The 17256-nt window shown below is 71.6% G+C and carries 14 protein-coding genes; 7 read left to right on the plus strand and 7 right to left on the minus strand.

Annotated features, from left to right (window positions below; all coding sequences use genetic code 11):
- Nucleotides 1-48 precede the first annotated feature (48 nt).
- Nucleotides 49-306: a mycoredoxin gene (locus AC1DWC_RS16570; RefSeq protein WP_477909729.1), complete on the plus strand. Its 258-nt coding sequence runs from the start codon at nucleotides 49-51 to the stop codon at nucleotides 304-306.
- A 25-nt stretch (nucleotides 307-331) separates the two neighbouring features.
- On the opposite strand, the gene nudC is transcribed toward AC1DWC_RS16570, so the two are convergent.
- Nucleotides 332-1216 (minus strand): NAD(+) diphosphatase, encoded by an 885-nt coding sequence (nudC, locus tag AC1DWC_RS16575; RefSeq protein ID WP_477909837.1) that lies wholly within the window; start codon nucleotides 1214-1216, stop codon nucleotides 332-334.
- A gap of 42 nt (nucleotides 1217-1258) precedes the next feature.
- The gene (locus tag AC1DWC_RS16580; protein WP_477909731.1) at nucleotides 1259-2326 is read right to left on the minus strand and encodes a potassium channel family protein; all 1068 of its coding nucleotides are present in this window, start codon (nucleotides 2324-2326) and stop codon (nucleotides 1259-1261) included.
- A gap of 161 nt (nucleotides 2327-2487) precedes the next feature.
- On the opposite strand from AC1DWC_RS16580, the gene AC1DWC_RS16585 reads away from it, so the two are divergent.
- The gene (locus AC1DWC_RS16585) at nucleotides 2488-2862 is read left to right on the plus strand and encodes a DoxX family protein (protein WP_477909733.1); all 375 of its coding nucleotides are present in this window, start codon (nucleotides 2488-2490) and stop codon (nucleotides 2860-2862) included.
- Nucleotides 2863-2938: 76 nt separating this feature from the next.
- Here AC1DWC_RS16585 and AC1DWC_RS16590 read toward each other — a convergent pair whose 3' ends face one another.
- Together AC1DWC_RS16590 and AC1DWC_RS16595 are read right to left on the minus strand one after the other, a co-directional pair.
- Nucleotides 2939-6385, minus strand: a complete 3447-nt coding sequence (locus AC1DWC_RS16590; protein WP_477909735.1) for an ATP-dependent helicase — start codon at nucleotides 6383-6385, stop codon at nucleotides 2939-2941.
- Nucleotides 6382-9702, minus strand: coding sequence for an ATP-dependent helicase (locus AC1DWC_RS16595; RefSeq protein WP_477909737.1), 3321 nt, complete (start codon nucleotides 9700-9702; stop codon nucleotides 6382-6384). Before AC1DWC_RS16595 ends, AC1DWC_RS16590 begins: the two co-directional genes overlap by 4 nt.
- A gap of 70 nt (nucleotides 9703-9772) precedes the next feature.
- Here AC1DWC_RS16595 and AC1DWC_RS16600 point away from each other — a divergent pair, with 70 nt between their 5' ends.
- Entirely contained in the window at nucleotides 9773-10558 is a 786-nt protein-coding gene (locus tag AC1DWC_RS16600; protein WP_477909739.1) for an alpha/beta fold hydrolase, read from the plus strand.
- A 2-nt stretch (nucleotides 10559-10560) separates the two neighbouring features.
- On the plus strand, nucleotides 10561-10857 hold the full coding sequence (locus tag AC1DWC_RS16605; protein ID WP_477909741.1) for an MGMT family protein: 297 nt from the start codon (nucleotides 10561-10563) through the stop codon (nucleotides 10855-10857).
- A 27-nt stretch (nucleotides 10858-10884) separates the two neighbouring features.
- Here AC1DWC_RS16605 and AC1DWC_RS16610 read toward each other — a convergent pair whose 3' ends face one another.
- Entirely contained in the window at nucleotides 10885-12387 is a 1503-nt protein-coding gene (locus AC1DWC_RS16610) for a glycoside hydrolase family 5 protein (RefSeq protein ID WP_477909743.1), read from the minus strand.
- A gap of 160 nt (nucleotides 12388-12547) precedes the next feature.
- Here AC1DWC_RS16610 and AC1DWC_RS16615 point away from each other — a divergent pair, with 160 nt between their 5' ends.
- The gene (locus AC1DWC_RS16615) at nucleotides 12548-13015 is read left to right on the plus strand and encodes an ACT domain-containing protein (protein WP_477909745.1); all 468 of its coding nucleotides are present in this window, start codon (nucleotides 12548-12550) and stop codon (nucleotides 13013-13015) included.
- 74 nt (nucleotides 13016-13089) lie between these two features.
- Nucleotides 13090-13941 carry a patatin-like phospholipase family protein gene (locus AC1DWC_RS16620; RefSeq protein ID WP_477909747.1) on the plus strand — a complete coding sequence of 284 codons (852 nt, stop codon included), beginning with the start codon at nucleotides 13090-13092 and terminating at the stop codon, nucleotides 13939-13941.
- On the opposite strand, the gene AC1DWC_RS16625 is transcribed toward AC1DWC_RS16620, so the two are convergent.
- Nucleotides 13910-14263, minus strand: coding sequence for an antibiotic biosynthesis monooxygenase (locus tag AC1DWC_RS16625; protein WP_477909749.1), 354 nt, complete (start codon nucleotides 14261-14263; stop codon nucleotides 13910-13912). The genes AC1DWC_RS16620 and AC1DWC_RS16625 overlap by 32 nt on opposite strands.
- Before the next feature lie 44 nt (nucleotides 14264-14307).
- Here AC1DWC_RS16625 and AC1DWC_RS16630 point away from each other — a divergent pair, with 44 nt between their 5' ends.
- Nucleotides 14308-15753 (plus strand): HNH endonuclease signature motif containing protein, encoded by a 1446-nt coding sequence (locus AC1DWC_RS16630; RefSeq protein ID WP_477909750.1) that lies wholly within the window; start codon nucleotides 14308-14310, stop codon nucleotides 15751-15753.
- A gap of 128 nt (nucleotides 15754-15881) precedes the next feature.
- On the opposite strand, the gene AC1DWC_RS16635 is transcribed toward AC1DWC_RS16630, so the two are convergent.
- Complete coding sequence (locus AC1DWC_RS16635) at nucleotides 15882-17177, minus strand: hypothetical protein (protein WP_477909752.1); 1296 nt, start codon at nucleotides 17175-17177, stop codon at nucleotides 15882-15884.
- Nucleotides 17178-17256: the final 79 nt, after the last annotated feature.

Here is a 17256-nt window from a genome sequence, read left to right on the forward strand (position 1 = left end):
GCGTGGGCAACTGGAACAACTCGCGGCGGTCGTGGTGTTGTATCCGCCGTGACTGCAACTGAAACCGCCACCGCCCTGACCATCTACTCCACCACCTGGTGCGGGTACTGCCGCCGACTCAAGAAGCAGCTCGACGAGTCCGGCATCAGCTACGTCGAGATCGACATCGAGGACGATCCCGCGTCCGCCGAGTTCGTCGGCAAGGTCAACGGCGGCAACCACGTGGTACCGACCGTGAAGTTCGCCGACGGCAGCACCGCCACCAACCCGACGCTCGCCGACGTCAAGAAGGCCCTGGGTCGGTAGCAGTCCCCTGGCGTGGGCCGGGCCCTCAGGCCTTGGCCCACGCCTCGAGCATGCCGCGGGCAATCGACACCGACCCGGGCACCAGCAGGCGCGCGTCCGTGTCCGTCGTCCAGTCGCCCGCCGCCAGGGCCGCCTGCACCTCGTCGCGGCCGAACCAGTGCGCCTCCACGATCTCGCCGTCGGCGAAGACCAGCGGCGCGTCGGGGTCCGCGACCGCGGAGAACCCGATCATCACCGACCGAGGGAACGGCCAGGGCTGGCTGCCGAGGTAGCGCACGTCGCGAACCGTGATCCCGACCTCCTCGGAGATCTCCCTGATCACGCAGGTCTCCAGCGACTCGCCCGCCTCCACGAACCCGGCCAGCACGGAGAAGCGACGCTCCGGCCAGTGCGGTCCGCGCGCGAGCAGCACCCGGTCGGCGCCGTCGTGGACCAGACAGATCACCGCCGGATCGGTGCGCGGGAACTCCTCGTGGCCGGTGCTGGTGCTGTGCCGTGACCACCCGGACATCGTCGGCGTGGTCGGCGCCCCGTCGACGGCGCTGAAGCCCGCGCTGTCGTGCCAGTTCAGCACCGCCACCGCGGTGGTCAGCAGACCGGCGCTGGAGTCGTCGAGCCGGTGGCCGATCAGCCGCAGGTCCCCGAGCTCACCGGTCAGCGCCGCGACCCGCACCGCCCACAGGTGACGGCCGTCGCGCCTGCCCAGGAACACCGCACCCGGCACCGGCTCGTCGCCGAGGTCGGCGGCGGGTTCGAGCAGCAGCCGGGTGCCGTCGACCCGCACCTGGCCTCGCCGCGTGACCCGCAGCACCGATGCGTCCGCCCAGCCCGCCCGCAACACGTCCGTGTCCGCGCGCAGTTCCTCGGCCCGGTCGAGCGCCGAACGGGACAGGAGCGGTTGGTCGGTCATCTGAAAGTCAGCCACGGACCCACCCTAGGTGCCGACGACGGACTACTTGGTGACCCGGCGGATGTAGAGGAGCCGGTCGCCTTCCTCCACCGCGTCGACCTCGGGCTCGCCGACCCGGAACAACCGGTTCTCGCGCACCACGCCGAGCACGATGTCCGCCAGGTGCCGCGGCGAACCGCCGATCTCGTCCCGCTCGACCTCGCGTTCGGCGATGGCGAATCCGGCCTCCGGGGTGAGCAGGTCCTCGATCATCTCCACGACGGTCGGGGTGGTGCGGGCGATGCCGAGCAGGCGGCCCGCGGTCTCCGACGACACGACCACCGAGTCGGCGCCCGACTGGCGCAGCAGGTGCGCGTTGTCGCTCTCGCGGATGGCGGCGACGATCTTGGCCTTCGGACCCACCTCGCGGGCGGTGAGCGTCACCAGCACCGCGGTGTCGTCGCGGTTGGCGGCGACGATGATCGACGCCGCGTTCTGCACACCCGCCAGTCGCAGCACGTCCGACTTGGTGGCGTTGCCGAGCACGGTGACCAGGCCGAGGCCGGCCGCCGCGTCGAGCATCGCCTGGTCGGTGTCGACGACCACGATGTCCGACGGCGCGATGTCGTCGCCGAGCATCGCCTCGACCGCGGTGCGGCCCTTGGTGCCGTAGCCGACGACGACGGTGTGATTGCGCACGGACTGCCTCCAACGCTGGATCTTGAATGCCTGGCGGGACCGCTCGGTGAGGACCGTGAGGGTGGTGCCGACCAGGATGATGAGGAACAACACGCGCAGGGGCGTGATGAGGATGACGTTGATGAGCCGGGCGCTCGGCGTGATCGGCGTGATGTCGCCGTACCCGGTGGTCGAGAGCGAGACGGTCGCGTAGTAGAGGCAGTCCAGGAACGAGAGCTCGTTCTCCTGGGCGTCCTTGTAGCCGTCCCGGTCGATGTAGACCACCAGCACCGCGAGCATGAGGACGGCCACCGCCATCAGGACCCGGCGGAAGATCGCCCGGGACGGGCTCCGCAGGATCTCCGGAATGCGCAGCACACCCACCAGCGCATAGTCCGGCCGATCGGTCAGTGCGTCCTGATTGCGTAGGCGCGCACGCAATTTACCGGCCATGAGGGGCTTCCTCGTTCGCAGACATCGGCAGGGAGCCTAACCGAGCCGAGTACACCCGGTGCACGGACCGACGCCTGACGGCGTGGCCGGAGGTCTTCCCGTGCTCGCGGCCGCAGATTTGCCGACCCTCGCCCGGCACCGCGACGCCGTACGGTCGGGGCATGGCACTCAAATCCAGCACCGCACTCTCGGCGATCCTGCTCGGCGCCGGCACGATGCACTTCGTGAACCCCAAGCCGTTCGACTCGATCGTGCCGCGGCGGCTGCCCGGCAGTCCCCGGGCGTACACCTATGCCTCGGGCGTCGCGGAGCTGGCGGTCGGGGCGGCGATCGCGGTGCCGCGTACCCGACGGCTCGGCGGCACCCTCGCCGCGGCACTGTTCGTCGCGGTGTTCCCCGCCAACGTGCAGATGGCGGTGGACTGGCTGGGCCGCAGCTCGACGCCCCTGCCGCTCAAGGCCGTCGCGGTCGCGCGACTGCCCTTGCAGCTGCCCCTGATCGCCGCCGCGCTCAAGGTCCGCCGCGACGCGGCCTGAGCAGGGCGCCTTCGCAATACGGCGCTTTCACAAGATGGGGTTTCGCAATGCGGTGATTTCCTGGTGCGGACGCCGGCTACTCGTCCCGCCCGCCCGCACTCGCCCCGGCCGTCTCGATGAGCCGGACCAGGTCACCGGCGTCCGGTAGGTCCGCCGGGGAAATGGTGCGCGCGGTCCGCACGTAGTGGAACGCCGCCCGCACCCGTTCGAGCGCGACCGGCGGCTCACCCCGCGCGACCATCCGTGCCGACATCAGCTCCGCCCAGGCCAGCCGGTAAGCGGCCAACTGCATCGCGACGGCGCGTTCGTTCGCGGCCGTGGGTTCGGCGCCGGTCTTCCAGTCGATCACCGTCCAGCCGCCGTCGGGATCGGCGAAGACCGCGTCGATGCGGCCCCGGACCACGGTCCCGGCGAGCGACGTCTCGAACGGCACCTCCACCTCGACCGGGTTGCGGTTCGCCCACCTCGATCGCAGGAACGACTCCTGCAGGACCGACAGGTCGTCGTCGCCGCTGCCCTCGACGTCCGCGGCGCCGGGCAACTCGTCCATGTCGAGCAGTGTGGTCGCCCCGAACCTACGCTCGACCCAGGCGTGGAAGGCGGTTCCCCTGCGTGCCAGGGGGTTCGGCGGGAACGGCAACGGCCGACGCAGCCGGGCCGCCAGCTCGTCGGGCGCGGCCGCCAGGTCCACCAGCTGGCTCACGGACAGCTGTGCCGGCAGGGCAACCTCGGCGCGGGCGGCGGCCCTGCGGGCCCGCTCCGCGAGCAGCGCATCCACGTCCGCGGCCCAGCCCTCGGGGTCGTCCTCGGCGGCTGTGTCGTCGAGTTCCGGGGCCTCCGGCTCCTGCTCGGGCTCGGGCTCGGGCTCGGGTTGTTCCGGTTCCGGTTCCGGCTCCGGCTCCGGCGACGCGAGCGCGTCGAGCACCAGCCGGACGCCCGCCTGCACCCCGGCCCGCCTGGCCCCCAACGGGTCCGGCGGCCACTGCGCGGCGACGGGGTCCGCGGTCAGCGGGTTCTCCGAGTCCTCCTCCGGTGCGGGTGCCCACGCCTCGACCACCCCGATCGGCACGTCCGTCTCGTCCGCGGCGAGCACCGACTCGCGGATCTCGCGCAGGAAGTCGGACGGCCCCTTCGGCTTGGATCCCGATTCCGGCCAGTGGTGTCCGGACACGTACAGGACCCGCTCGGTACGGGTGAGCGCGACGTAGAACAGCCGCCGGTCCTCGTCGAGCTTGCGCTGGGCCAGTGCCTTCTTGTGCGCAGCGACCGCGTCCTCGAGATCCTTGCGGTCGTAGACGTTCTCCAGGTCGAGCACCGGGATGCCGTCCGCGTCGTCACCGGGCCGGGCCCGGTCCCCGCGCAGGGACGGGGGCAGCTCGCCGACCGCGCCGAGCCAGCTGCCGGACGCGGTCGAGGACGGGAACACCCCGTCCACCACGTGCGGCACCGCTACCACCTGCCACTCGAGGCCCTTCGCCGAGTGCACGGTGAGTACCTGCACCCGGTCCGGTGCGACCTCCACCTCGCCGGGTGCCAGCCCCTTCTCCACCGTCTCCGCCGCGGCCAGGAAGGCCAGCAGCCCGGTGAGGGTGGCCGAGGGGTTACGGGCGTACCCCGCCACGGCGTCCGCGAACGCGTCGAGGTGTTCGCGACCGGCCCCGCCGGCGCCGGACCAGCTCAGCCGGGCCTGCGCCTCGATGCCGATGCCGAGGACCCGCTCGACCTCCGAGACCAGCTCGGTGAGCGGCTGCCCGATCCGCTCACGCAGCGACGCCAGTTCCCCGGCGAGCGCGCCGATCCGGGCGTAGCCGCACTTCGAATAGCGTTGAGCGCCACCGGGGTCCGCGATCGCGTCGGCCAGACCCGCGGTCTCCGCCTGCTCCCCCGGCAGTGCCGCCTCGAGCGCCTGGTCCAGGCTTGCGGCGTCGGTGACCGTGCCGCCGGTGCCGCGGGAGGCGCCGATCGCCAGTTCGCGTGCCCGCCGCCAGAGGGCCGCGAGGTCGGCCGCACCGAGCTGCCAGCGCGCCCCGGTCAGGACCCGCATCGCGGCGCTGCCGGCCAGGGGGTCGGCCACCACCCGGAGCATCGCGATGACGTCGGCGACCTCCGGGGTGTGCAGCAGTCCGCCGAGTCCCACCACTTCGACGGGCAGGCCCCGTCTGCGCAGCGCGGCGGCCACCGGTGCCGCGTCGGCATTGCGGCGGATCAGCACCGCGGCGGTCGGCGGCGGCTCCCCCGCTGCGCGCGCGGCCGCGTACTCCCCCGCGATCCGCTCGGCGACCCAGTCTCGTTCGCGGTCGACGTCCTCGGCGAGCAGCAACCGGATGTCACCGGCCACGGCCCCGGGACGGGGGCGCAGCTGCTGCACGGGGACACCCCGTTCCCGCAACGGGGCCGAGGCCGCGTTGGCCAGGGTGAGCGCCTCCGGCGGGTTGCGCCAGCTGGTGAGCAGCTCGAGCCGCGGCGCGGGTCGACCGTCGGGCAGCGGGAAGTCGGTGGCGAACCGCGGCAGGTTGGCGGCCGACGCGCCCCGCCAGCCGTAGATGGACTGCATCGGGTCGCCGACCGCGGTCAGCGCGAGTCCGCCGTCCTCGCCCCCGCCGAACAGCGACGACAGCAGCACTCGCTGCGCGTGCCCGGTGTCCTGGTACTCGTCGAGGAGCACCACCCGGAACCGGTGCCGCTCGGCGCGGCCGACCTCGGGATGCTCCGCCGCGACGCGTGCGGCGAGCGACATCTGACTGCCGAAGTCCAGGGCGCCCTCCCGGCGGAGCGCCTCGGCCACCCGCCGCACCAACGGCAGCAGCGCGACCCGCTCGTGCTGGGTGTCGAGCAGCGCCAGCAACTCCTTCTTCGGGCCGCCGCGTTGACGGGGGCCGGCGGGCAGCGTGTGCACCAGCTTGTCCAGCTCGGTGTGCGCCTCGCGCAGGTCCTCCGGCTCCACCAGGTGCTCGGCCAGCTGACCCGACAGGGCGAGCACCGCCTCGGTCAACGAGGTGGGGTTGCGGTCGGTGTCGAGGTCACCGTCCCAGGAGCTGACCACGCGGTGCGCGAGCTGCCACAGCGCCGTCTCCGAGAGCAGCTCGGCGGACGGTTCCATCGGCAGCAGCAGTCCGTGCTCGGTGAGCAGCCGGCCCGCGTACGAGTGGTAGGTGCTCACCTCCGGTTCGCCGGCGAGGATCCGGCCGCGCAGGCCGCCGCTGGGGTCGAGCGAACGCAGCAGGTCCGAACCGGCCAGCCGCGCGAGGCGCTGCCGGATTCGGCTGGTGAGTTGCTGGGCGGCCTTGCGGGTGAAGGTGAGTCCGAGGACCTGCTCGGGGTCGACCATGCCGTTCGCGACGAGCCAGACCACCCGGGCGGCCATCGTCTCGGTCTTGCCGGCGCCCGCGCCGGCGACCACCAACGTCGGGCCGATCGGCGCCGCGATCACCGCCGCCTGCTCCTCGGTGGGCGGGTGCTGGCCGAGGGCGAGTGCGAGCTGGGCGGGGCTGACCCGGGGTCCGCCCGGATACCGGGCGGTCATTCTTCGGTCACCTGTCGTCCGGTCTCCTGGGCGGGGCAGCTCGAGAACACCGGGCAGTGCCGGCAGCCCTCGTTGGGGCGGGCCCAGAAGTGCGGGCCCTGGGTGGCGGCCGCGGCGCCGTGCACGACGTCCAGCCACTGCGCCTGCGACTCCTCGTCGAGCGGCGGTTGCAGCCGCTGCGCCGCACCCTCCTTCTGGTGCGGTGCGGCCACGAACACCAACCGGCCACCGCCCGGCGCGGTCGCCGGCTCGCCGTCGATCGCGCCCGCCAGCACCGCCAGCTGGTAGGTCGCGAGCTGCGCGTGCTGCTGCGCGGCCTCCCTGCTCACCGGGGCTCGCGCCGTCTTGACGTCGACGATGACGGGCCGGCCGTCGGCGTCACGCTCGAGCCGGTCGATCCGGCCGCGCAGGTGGATCGACGGCTCGCCCTCGGCGCGCGGCTCGAGCACCCCGTCGACCGCGACCTCGACGCCGATCTCGGTGAGTTCACGACGCGAGAGCCGCAGCCACTCGGAGAAGGAGTCGAGCATCTGGCCGGTGCGGTCCATCTCGCGCCGCGAGTACCACTGCGACCCGAGATCCACCGCGTCCCACGCGGTCGCCAGCGCCCGGCGCACCTGGTCCGGAGGCAGGTTGCCGGCCAACGCCTGCACCAGGGTGTGCACCAGGGTGCCCGCCACCGCAGTGGTGTTCTCCCCGTCGGTGCCGCCGTGCCGCTCGAGGACCCATCGCAGCGGGCAGGCGTCGAGCTGTTCGATGGTCGAGGGCGAGAGGGGAACCGGGCCGTCCTCGACGTCCCAGAGGGCGGCCTCGGTACTGACGCCGGCCACGCCGTACCAGTGGTCCGGGTGCGCGCCGCGGACCCCGGCACGGGCCAGTCGGGCCAGCTGCCGGGCGGCCCTGGCCTGCATCTGCGGGTCGCTCTCGGCCAGTTCGGGGTCACACACCACGCGCCGCAACTCGGCGACTAGCGCGGGCAGCGCCAGCACCCGTCCGGCCGGCAGCGGTGCGGGCAGCAACGTGGAGTCGGCGGGCTCGCCGTCGACCACCCCGCCGCCGAGGAGTTCGTCGACGAAGCGGGAGGGCACCAGGTCGGTGTCGCCGGTGGCGGAGTTCACCGCGGTGACCAGGAGCGAGCGCCGGGCCCGACTGCAGGCCAACAGGAACAGCCGTCGCTCCTCGGCCAGCAGCGGCGCGGTGCGCGAGAGCCGAGCCTCACTGCCCGGCGTGGCATCGCCGACACCGGCGGTGAGGTCGACGAGCGCCTCGGTGCCGAGGAGGGTCCCGCGGGACCGCAGGCCCGGCCACAAACCCTCCTGCACGCCGGCGACCACCACGACGTCCCACTCCCGGCCGACCGCCGAGTGCGCGCTGAGCACCGACACCGACTCCCCCGGCACCGCCGCCGCGGAGCGTGGGTCGCTCGGGATCTCCTGTTCGGAAAGGTATTCCACGAAACCGGTGAGGCTCGCCCGCGGCAACCGGTCCACGTAGTTGGCGGCCCGGTCGAACAGCGCCACCACCGCGTCGAGGTCCCGGTCCGCCTGCGCGCCGATCGGGCCGCCGCGGGCCGACGCCGCCGCCCACCGCTTCTCCAGCCCGGTGGCGCGCCAGCAGGTCCACAGCACGGTCTCCACCCCACGGCCCTGCCGGTGCGCGGCCCGAGCCTGGCCGAGGATCTTGAGCACCCGTCGCAGCGCGGCGAACTCGACGTCGGTGAGGGCGGCGGTCAGGTCGCGGTGTTCGTCCTCCCCGTCCACGATCAGCTGCCGCAGCAGTTCGGCGGAGTCGCGTTCGCCGCCCGCGGCCAGCTCGACGCGGCGCAGTCCGCGGCGCAGCCGCCGCAGCGTCACCGGATCCGCGCCGCCGACGGGGCCGGACACCAGTGCCAGCGCGTCCTCTCCCGTGAACTCGCCGCCCGCCACGGCCCGCATCGCGAGGAGCAGACCGCCGACCGCGTGCTGGCGGGCGAGCGGCAGTTCGGACGCCGCGGTGGTCACCGGCACCCCGGCCGCCAGCAGCGCGCGGCGCAGCGGGGCCAGTGCCCGCGGCACCGACCGGACGACGACCGCCATCTTCGACCACGGCACCTCGTCGTGCAGGTGCGCCCGGCGCAGGGTGTCCGCGATCAACGCGGACTCCTTGCCCTGGGTGGCGAGCACCTCCACGTGTACCCGGCCCGGATCCGCGCCGGGGACGGTGGAAGCGCCGCGGTGCGGGGGCAGTCCGGGCAGCCGGCCTGCGACCGAACCCACCAGTTCCCCGATCCGTGCGGCGTTGCGGTACGCGGTGTCGAGCACCACCTGCCGGTCCGACCCGTTCTCGGCGAGGTCCATCAGGAACCGCGAGTCCGCGCCACGGAAGCCGAACACCGCCTGGTCCGGGTCCCCGGCGACCACGGCCGACTCGGCACCGGTGCCGAGCAGCCGGACCAGTTCGGCCGCCTGCGGGTCGAGGTGCTGGGCGTCGTCCACGTACAGGTGCCGGATGCGGTGGCGCTCCCGCTGGAGCAGGTCCGGGTCGGTGGCGAAGGCCGTCAGCGCGGCGCCGACCAGTTCGGCGGCGTCGAGCGCGGGCGCGGTCGCCTCCGGCGCCTCCACCCCGACGGCACCGCGCAGCAGCATCACCTGCTCGTACCGGGTGGCGAACTGCCCGGCCGCCACCCACTCCGGCCGCGAGTGGGCGTGGCCCAGCTCGATCAGGTCCTCGGGCCCGAGGCCGCGTTCACCGGCCCGCAGCATCAGGTCCCGCAACTCGACCGCGAAGCCGGTCATCGGCAGCGCGGGCCGGAGCCGCTCCGGCCAGTACTCGGCGCCGTCGGTGACGTCGCCACGCAGCATCTCCCGCAGCACCGCGTCCTGCTCGGCGCCGGTGATCAGCCGCGGCGGCGGGTTGGCGTGCGCCGCGGCCTGCAGCCGCAGCACCGCGAAGGCGTAGGAGTGCACCGTCCGCACCAGCGGTTCGCGGGTGGCGCGGGCAGGTCCCGCACCGAACAGCCCCGCGGTGATCGCCTCGCGCACCGCGGTGGCGGCCTTGCGCGAATGTGTCAGCACCAGAACCGATTCCGGGCTCCCGCCGGGGCCGCTGATCCGGGCCGCCGCGAGGTCAACCAGCAGTGAGGTCTTCCCGGTGCCCGGTCCGCCGAGCACCTGCCACGGCCGCCAGCCGTAGCCGTGCTCACGCGGGCCGGGCCCGTCCTGGGCCAGCAGCCGCTGGACCTGCGGACCCCACTCCCGCGTCGGGGCTGCGTCGGGGGCACGGCGGACCAGCGTCGCGAGCGAACGCTCCGCCCTGTCCCGTCCACCCCTGCTCGTCATGACAGGAATTCCATCACGGGCCACCGACAGCCCCGCCGCCCGCTCGGGAACGTCGGTGGGATCCGGCAGGATGGCACCCGTGAGCGATCTCGAGATCCACCGGTACGGGCCCGCGGACGGCCCGGTCGTACTCGGCCTGCACGGGATGACCGGGCATGGGCAACGCTGGCAGCACCTGGCCGAGCGGTACCTCCCGCAGGCCCGGGTGATCGCGCCCGACCTCCGGGGGCACGGCCGCTCCACCTGGGCGCCGCCGTGGGGCATCGCGGATCAGGTCGACAGCCTCGTCGCCCTGCTCGAGACGGAAGCGAGCGGGCCCGTGGTGGTGGCCGGGCACTCGTACGGCGGCGCGATCGCCATACATCTCGCGTGCCGGGTACCGGAGCGGGTGCGGGCGCTCGTCCTGCTCGATCCCGCGCTCGGCATGAACCCCGCCCAGATGCTCGAGATCGCGGACCTGACGGTGCGCTACCCCGACTACACGGACGCGGCGGAGGCCCGCTCGGAGAAGGTGCACGGAGCCTGGGCGGGCGTCGACACCGAGGTGCTCGACGCGGAGATGGACGAGCACCTCGTCGAACTCGAGGGCGGCCGCGTCGGCTGGCGCTACTCCGTACCCGCCGTGGTGGCGTCGTGGGGTGAACTGGCCCGCCCCGCCGTGTTGCCTCCCGCGGACCTGCCGACGGTGCTGGTGCCCGCGATGCGGGTGCAGCCGCCGTACCTGTCACCCGACTACCGTGCGGAACTCGCCGCCCACCTCGGCGACCGACTGACCGTCGTGGAGATGGATGTCGACCACATGGTGGCCCAGTCCCGGCCGGGCGAGGTTGCCGCCCTGATCGAGAAGCTGCTCTAGCCGTGGCGGCCACCACCGAGGAACAGATCGAGCGGGTCCGCGCCCTCGTCGCCGCGATCCCGTCGGGCAAGGTGGCGACCTACGGCGACATCGCGGCCGCGGCCGGGTTGTCGAGCGCCCGCACAGTGGGCTGGATCATGCGGACCGACGCCGCCGACCTGCCGTGGCACCGGGTGCTCGGCGCCTCCGGCCGGCCGGCCGCACACCTCGTGCACCGGCAGATCTCCAAACTGGCACTGGAAGGTGTCCCGATCAACGACGGCCGGGTTGACCTGCGCACGGCCCGGCACCACTTCTGATCGGATTCACTCGCCGACGTCCTCCGCTCACGTCGATGCCGTGAGCCCGTCGACGCCGTGAGCAGGTTGTGCGCCAACGAGACTCGTGGGGGGGGGGGGGGGGGGCGCCTCGGGTACGGCGCAGCGAGCGGGAACCCAGAGGTCCGCCGACACCCCGGCCCGGTCCGCGACGCCCTCGACCTCGAGGGCGCCACTGGGCACGTCGGCGCGGATCGCAGTCAGCTCGCCGGGGACCGCGCGCGGGTAGGCCCGGCTCAGGATGGCGCGGATGGGGCTGTCCGCCGGGAAACTCTCGAACTCGCCGAACTCTCCGGCCTGGCACCAGTCCGGACGGTTCTCGCGATGCTGCACGTTGTGCGGGTCACCGCACGCCTGCTTCCACTGCCACCAGGTGCCACCGACCAGGTACGCGTCCTCCTGCGCGGCGTACCGGGCGACCTTCTCCGGGTTGCTCGCGTCGTCACCGAAGTAGCCCCACTCGCCCGAGAAGAACGGTGTTCCGCCGTAGCCTTCCGCCGCCTTCGCGGCAGCGGCAAAGCCCGACTCGATACTGCCGACCGCGAGCGGCAGCGACTCGTTGTAGATGTGCGGCGCGTAGACCAGGTTGGGATCCGAGGTGAACCTGGGTTCGCCCGACGAACCGGCCGAGCCCGTCGCCGGACCCGGTGTCGGGAGCAGGCTGGAGGCCACCGACGGCTCGAAGTACGCGGTGTGGCTGAAACCGCCCGGCACCGATGCCTCGGCGGCCCGGATGGCCGGAATCAGGCGGTCGTACATCGCGCCGAGTCGCAGGTAGTCGTTGATGCCCACCGACAGGCCGGGGCTGGGCTCGTTGAGCAGGTCGTATCCGACCACGGTCGGGTCCGCGGCGAAGCGCCGGACCACGAACTCCCACGACTTGACGAACTCGCCCTGGATGCCGTTGACGTCGTTGTAGAAGTTCTCGAACGACTGCTGCACCACCACCGACACCTCGCGCGAGTCAGGGAGTCGGCAGGTCGCCAGACCGCCCATCGTCGCGGTGGCCCACGCCGGGGCACCGTCCCAGCCGACCGAGGTCGCCAGCGGCGCAGGGCAGCTCACGCCGTCCGGCGTGGCGACCGCGGGACCCCAGGCGTCCTGGTGCATGTCCAGGATGACGCCGATGTCGTGCGCCTTCGCCCATTCCGTCGCCTGCGCGATCTTGTCGAGGTACGAGTGGTCGAAGACGCCCCGCTGCGGCTCGATCAGCGACCAGCTCATGATCAGCCGGACGACGTTGAAGCCCTGGGTCGCGATGCCCGCGAAGTCCGCCTCGGTGAGCGGCATCGTCGGGTCGAGGTCGGGGAACTCCTGGTAGTACTCGCCGAGTCCGTTGACGTTGATCCCGCGTAGGAGGACCGTCCGACCGAGGTCGTCGACGATGCGCGGTGCCCCGGAGGTGCTGGTCGACAACCGGCCGTCGCCCGGTTCGGCCGGCGCCGCGACCGCTGTCGCCCCGCCCGCTGCCATCGTCGCCGCACACAGCAGCGCCGTCACAGCCGTCGTCAATCGGAATTTGGACCACATACGTCGGGCACTCACCTTCTTCTCGAGGCATCGCGCGGCCAGACACACCACGCCTGCCGGAACATTATTGGTCACTTGTTCAGTTCGCGTTCACATTTCGCCCAAATCGCCCCGCGCACAGCACTGATGGCAGGCTCGAGCCATGACCGGCGAACGCAACCTCGACGTCCTGCTCGCCACCGTGGATCCGGTCGGCCGCGAGGGCACCTTCGTGTTCGTCTTCCTCGCAGACCCGAGCGGGGCCGACGGCGTGACGGCGGCCGCCACGGTCGCCGAGGAGAACGGACTCTCGCTGGTCGTCACCAAGCGCGACGCCGACATCCGCGGCTGGACCTACGACTTCGAGGCCGGCTGGATCACCCTGCGGGTGCACTCCGCACTCGGCGCGGTGGGGTTGACCGCCGCGGCGAGTGGGCGGCTCGCCGACATCGGGATCAGCTGCAACGTGATCGCCGGCCGTCACCACGACCATCTGCTGGTACCCGTCGGTGACGTGCCGCGGGCGCTCGACGCGCTGAGGGCGCTCGCGATCGAGCACCGGGACCGCCACGACGACGTCCCGGACGCGACCGACGATGCCGCCGCCACCGAGGACCCACCGGCCCGGTGACTCGACCTGGAGACCACGGCGGCAAGCGGCGATGCGCTGGCATCACATCGGGTGAGAACAGTAATGTTGCTGGCATGCAACAGTTTCCAAAACGTTCTGTCGTACTTGGCGCGGGCGGTGTCGTCGGTACCGCCTGGATGGCCGGCATGGCTAGCGGATTGCGACGTCTTGGAGTGGACCTGGCGGACTCCGATCTGATCGTCGGAACGTCGGCAGGCGCGATCGTGGCCGCTGTGCTCGCCACCGGGCGAGACCCAGCCGAGCTGGCCCAACCCCCACGACCGGCTCCTGCCGACGTGCAACTGCCACCTGTCGACCCCCGTTTGACGGGCAGAGTCTTCGCGGTATTCGGGGACAAGGAACTTGAACCGGACGTCGCGCGACGACGTGTGGGACAGATCGCGCTCGAGATGAGCGCAGAGCATGAGCCGGTGCATGTCGAGCGGATGCACAGGATGATCGGATCATCGCAATGGCCAGACACATCGCTCCTGGTTGTGGCCGTCGATGCTCTCTCGGGCAAGCGTGAAGTCTTCGACAGACTCGGAGAGGCTTCCCTGGCCGACGCCGTCGTCGCAAGCCGTGCCACGCCAGGCTTCTATCCACCGATGACCATCGGCGGTCGCCGCTTCATGGATGGTGGGATGCACTCGTCGACCAATGCCGACTTGGCAGCCGGAGCGCAGCTTCTGGTTGCCGTACACCCGCTCGCTCACCTCTTTCCAGCGACGGAACTCGAGTCCGAACTCCGGGTGGCACAGCCGGGAAGATCGGTTCTGATTTGCCCCGACGAGCTGTCGATCGGGGCGTTCGGCGGCGATCTGGCCAGCCGTGCGAATTGGATACCGGCCTTTGAAGCAGGAACGCTGCAGGCGAGAGCTGAGGCCGAACGGCTCAAGCAGGCCTGGGAGGCCGCGGCGTGCTGAACAGTTGACGACAGTTGACGACAGTTGACGACAGTTGACGACAGTTGACGACAGTTGACGCTCGATAAATCCAGTGCACGAGCAGCAGGTACGTGCTCTGTCGCTCCAGGCATCGCGACAGGGTCAGGTGCTCAAACCCGGACATGCCCGCAATGATCGCCTTGGCATCCGCAAAGGCAGCCTCGAAGGCGGCTTCCTCACCAGGCCTGACTGTGGCGATTTTTGTCGGCGCCGGCAGCCTCGACGGGGCGGTGCTGGCGGCGTAGGCAGCTTCACGGGAACGTGCAGGAACATTTTCGATTCGCACACCTTTGACCAGCATTAATACACTAGAAATCGAATGCACGTGCGAGTAGAATTCAATGTATGAAACTCGACGCCATGCTCGCCGACCCCGCCGGGGTCGTGGCATGGCGACTCGACGAAACCGAGATCCTCGCCGCGGTGCCGGAGCTGGTTCAGGACATGCGTAGGCGGGAGGCGCTACTGGTCCGGTTGGTCCGCGAGGCCGACCAAAGATGCCTGCCCGAACACGCCGGTGCCGCGGACACCGCCGCCTGGCTCGCCGGCGCCACCCGGATGCACCCCGCCCACGCCTCGCAGATCGTCCGCCTCTCCCGCGAGCTGCCGTTGCACCCGCAGATGGCCGGGGCGTTGGACGAAGGACGGATCGAACTGGGCCACGTGCAGGTGATCGTCAACTTCCTCGGCCGCCTCGCCAAGCTCACCCGCGACTTCGACATCGACCCGGCACCCGACGGGACCGACTGGGAGCACCCCGACCCCGACAGCGGACGGGCCGACGACTGCGAGGCCTACCTGCTCATCGCCGCCCGCGCCGAGGACCCCGCACAGCTGCGCAAGCGGGCCCGCGAGATGGAGATCTATTTCGAACGCGACAGCGATCTCCCCTCCGACGGCGAGAACCCCGAACTGAACGAATTCTTCGCCTCCAGCACCCTGGGTGGGCGGGTGCTCGTGAAGGGCAGCTTCGACGCCGAAACCGGCGAGGCCCTGCAGACCGCGTTGTCAGGCCTGTCGAAGCCGCACCCGACCACCGACGACGACGGTCACCCGATCCGCGACCCTCGCACCGCCTCCAAACGCCGCGCCGACGCCCTCGGACAGATCATCCGCGGCCACCTCGACAACGCACGCGGACCGATGGAAGGAGGGGAACGACCACACGTCACCGTCACCATCGACGTCGACGCACTACGGGATGCGGTCGCCGCGACCGCGCCGATACCCGCGACCGGGGCATGGGTCGGAACAGGCTGGGACTACCACTCCGACAATGCAACCGGACCCGTCGGCGAGCACGAGGGTTGCACCAGCCCCGCCGGTTTCAGGCCACCCCGCCGGTACCGCCGCGGCCGGCACGCCAGCATGCCCTGGGCTGGCCCGATCTCCGCCGCCATCGCCGCCCGCATCTCCTGCGACGCCCAGGTCACCGCGATCTTCGTGGACCGCAATGGCAACCCACTCGACGTGGGCCGCACCACCCGCGTCATCTCCCCGAAACTCCGCAAAGCCCTGGTGGCCAGGGACTGCGGCTGCGCATTCCCCGGGTGCGGACGTCCCGCCGCCTGGACCGACGCCCACCATATTCGGCACTGGTCCAGCGGCGGTCCGACCGCGCTGGCGAACCTGGTGCTGCTCTGCAAGAAGCACCACACGATCATCCACAGGAACCACTGGGCAGTGCAGATCGAACCGGACGGGTTCCCGTGGTTCATCCCACCCGCCTGGGTGGACCCGGCGCGAAGACCACGGCCGGCTCACAACCGGCGCGAGATCCACGGAGTCTGACCAGACACAGGCCTGAACACTCACCCACAACCGGACCGGTTGCGGCCGAGACACACTCGGCCGCAGCCGGCTGCATCAAGGGTGGAGCCTGTCGGCATGCCTGGCCGCAATCCTCGGCTTACCCGAAATCAGAGTTCCAGCCCCGACGCGGTGGCAATTTCCTGCAACTGGTCCAGTGTCAATACCGTCGCCGGCGCCGCGTCGTCGAGGCTGACCTGGACCCGAGTCCCGGACGGCCGGGTGACGGTGACGATGCCGGGCTCGGTTCGGGTGAGCACCGAGCCGTCCGGCAGGGCGGTGAAGGCGGTGCGGCGCCGGTCACTCGGCTCCCCCTGCGGCTCGACGGGAAGCTGGTGACCACCAGTGATCGAGACCAGGAGTCGGCCGGATCCATCCGGGCCGCTCACACCCAATTCCTCGCAGACGCTGGACCGGTCGTAGGTGGACAGCTGCAGCGACCCGAGCCGGCGGTCGAGGCTCACCCCCGTCGGAGCGTGCTCCCGCCACACCTCGTCGAGCGCGGCGTTCAGTCGCTGCACGGTCTCTCGGCTCAGTGGCGTGCCGCCGTCGATACCAACGCGGCACTCCGTGGGCGGCTGCGCCGTGCCGACCGGGACGGCCGTGGTGACCCGCAGTCCAGGCGTAGTGGCGAGGGCGGTGAGCTCGTCGACGGTCAGCGGCACAGTTCCGCTGTTCCGCCTGGCCTGCACCGGCTCCGCCCAGTTCTCGTCGCTGGCCGACGCCTCGACAAATGTGCCGTCGGGCAGGTGCGCGGTCACCCGGCGGACCAGGTTCCGGTTGCCTCCGTACTCGTTCCAGGTGTCCTGTGAGTCCACCACGGCGCCGTCCGGAAACGTGGTCCGGCGGTCAAGTTGGCCGGCAACGCATTCCGGTATCTCCCGAGTCGACTGGCGCACCCGGACATCGAGCATCCCGGCGGCGGCGCCACGGGTGAGCCGTCCCTGCGCCGACGTCGAGCCGCCGATGTCCTCCGCTCTCACTCCCTCGGGCAGTTCGGAGGTGAACACCGGGATCGGCTGGAACCACAACGACTCGCTCGGGCCCGCAAACTCGAGTCGGACGGTGTCGGGCAGCGCGGACCGCAGGGCGTCGGACATGGCGGTGGCCTTCGGCCCGTTGAACCACGGGTAGCTCGGGTTGTCGTAGCTCTGCTCGCCCGCGTACCCCACCATGAAGCCCTTGCCGTCCGACGGCGGCTCCACCCGCTCGCAGCCCGGAATCTCGACGGGATAGACGACGGTCGGGGTCACCCTCGACCCCGGCGACGCCTCGTCCTCCGCCGAGGACGACGCACCCGGATCGTGCAGCAGACCGGCGACGGTCACGCCGACTGCCACCACCCCGACCACCACCAGCCCGTCCGCCCAGCCGACCCGCCTAGCATTGCCGTCCAGCTCACCCATCAGTCCCCCGCTCCTCGCGCCCCCGGCCCGTGAGCCCTGGCGTCAGAGTCCCTTTCGCCGGATTCTCGAGCGGCGTTAC

Source organism: Rhodococcus sp. P4_C10, from assembly GCF_056402135.1.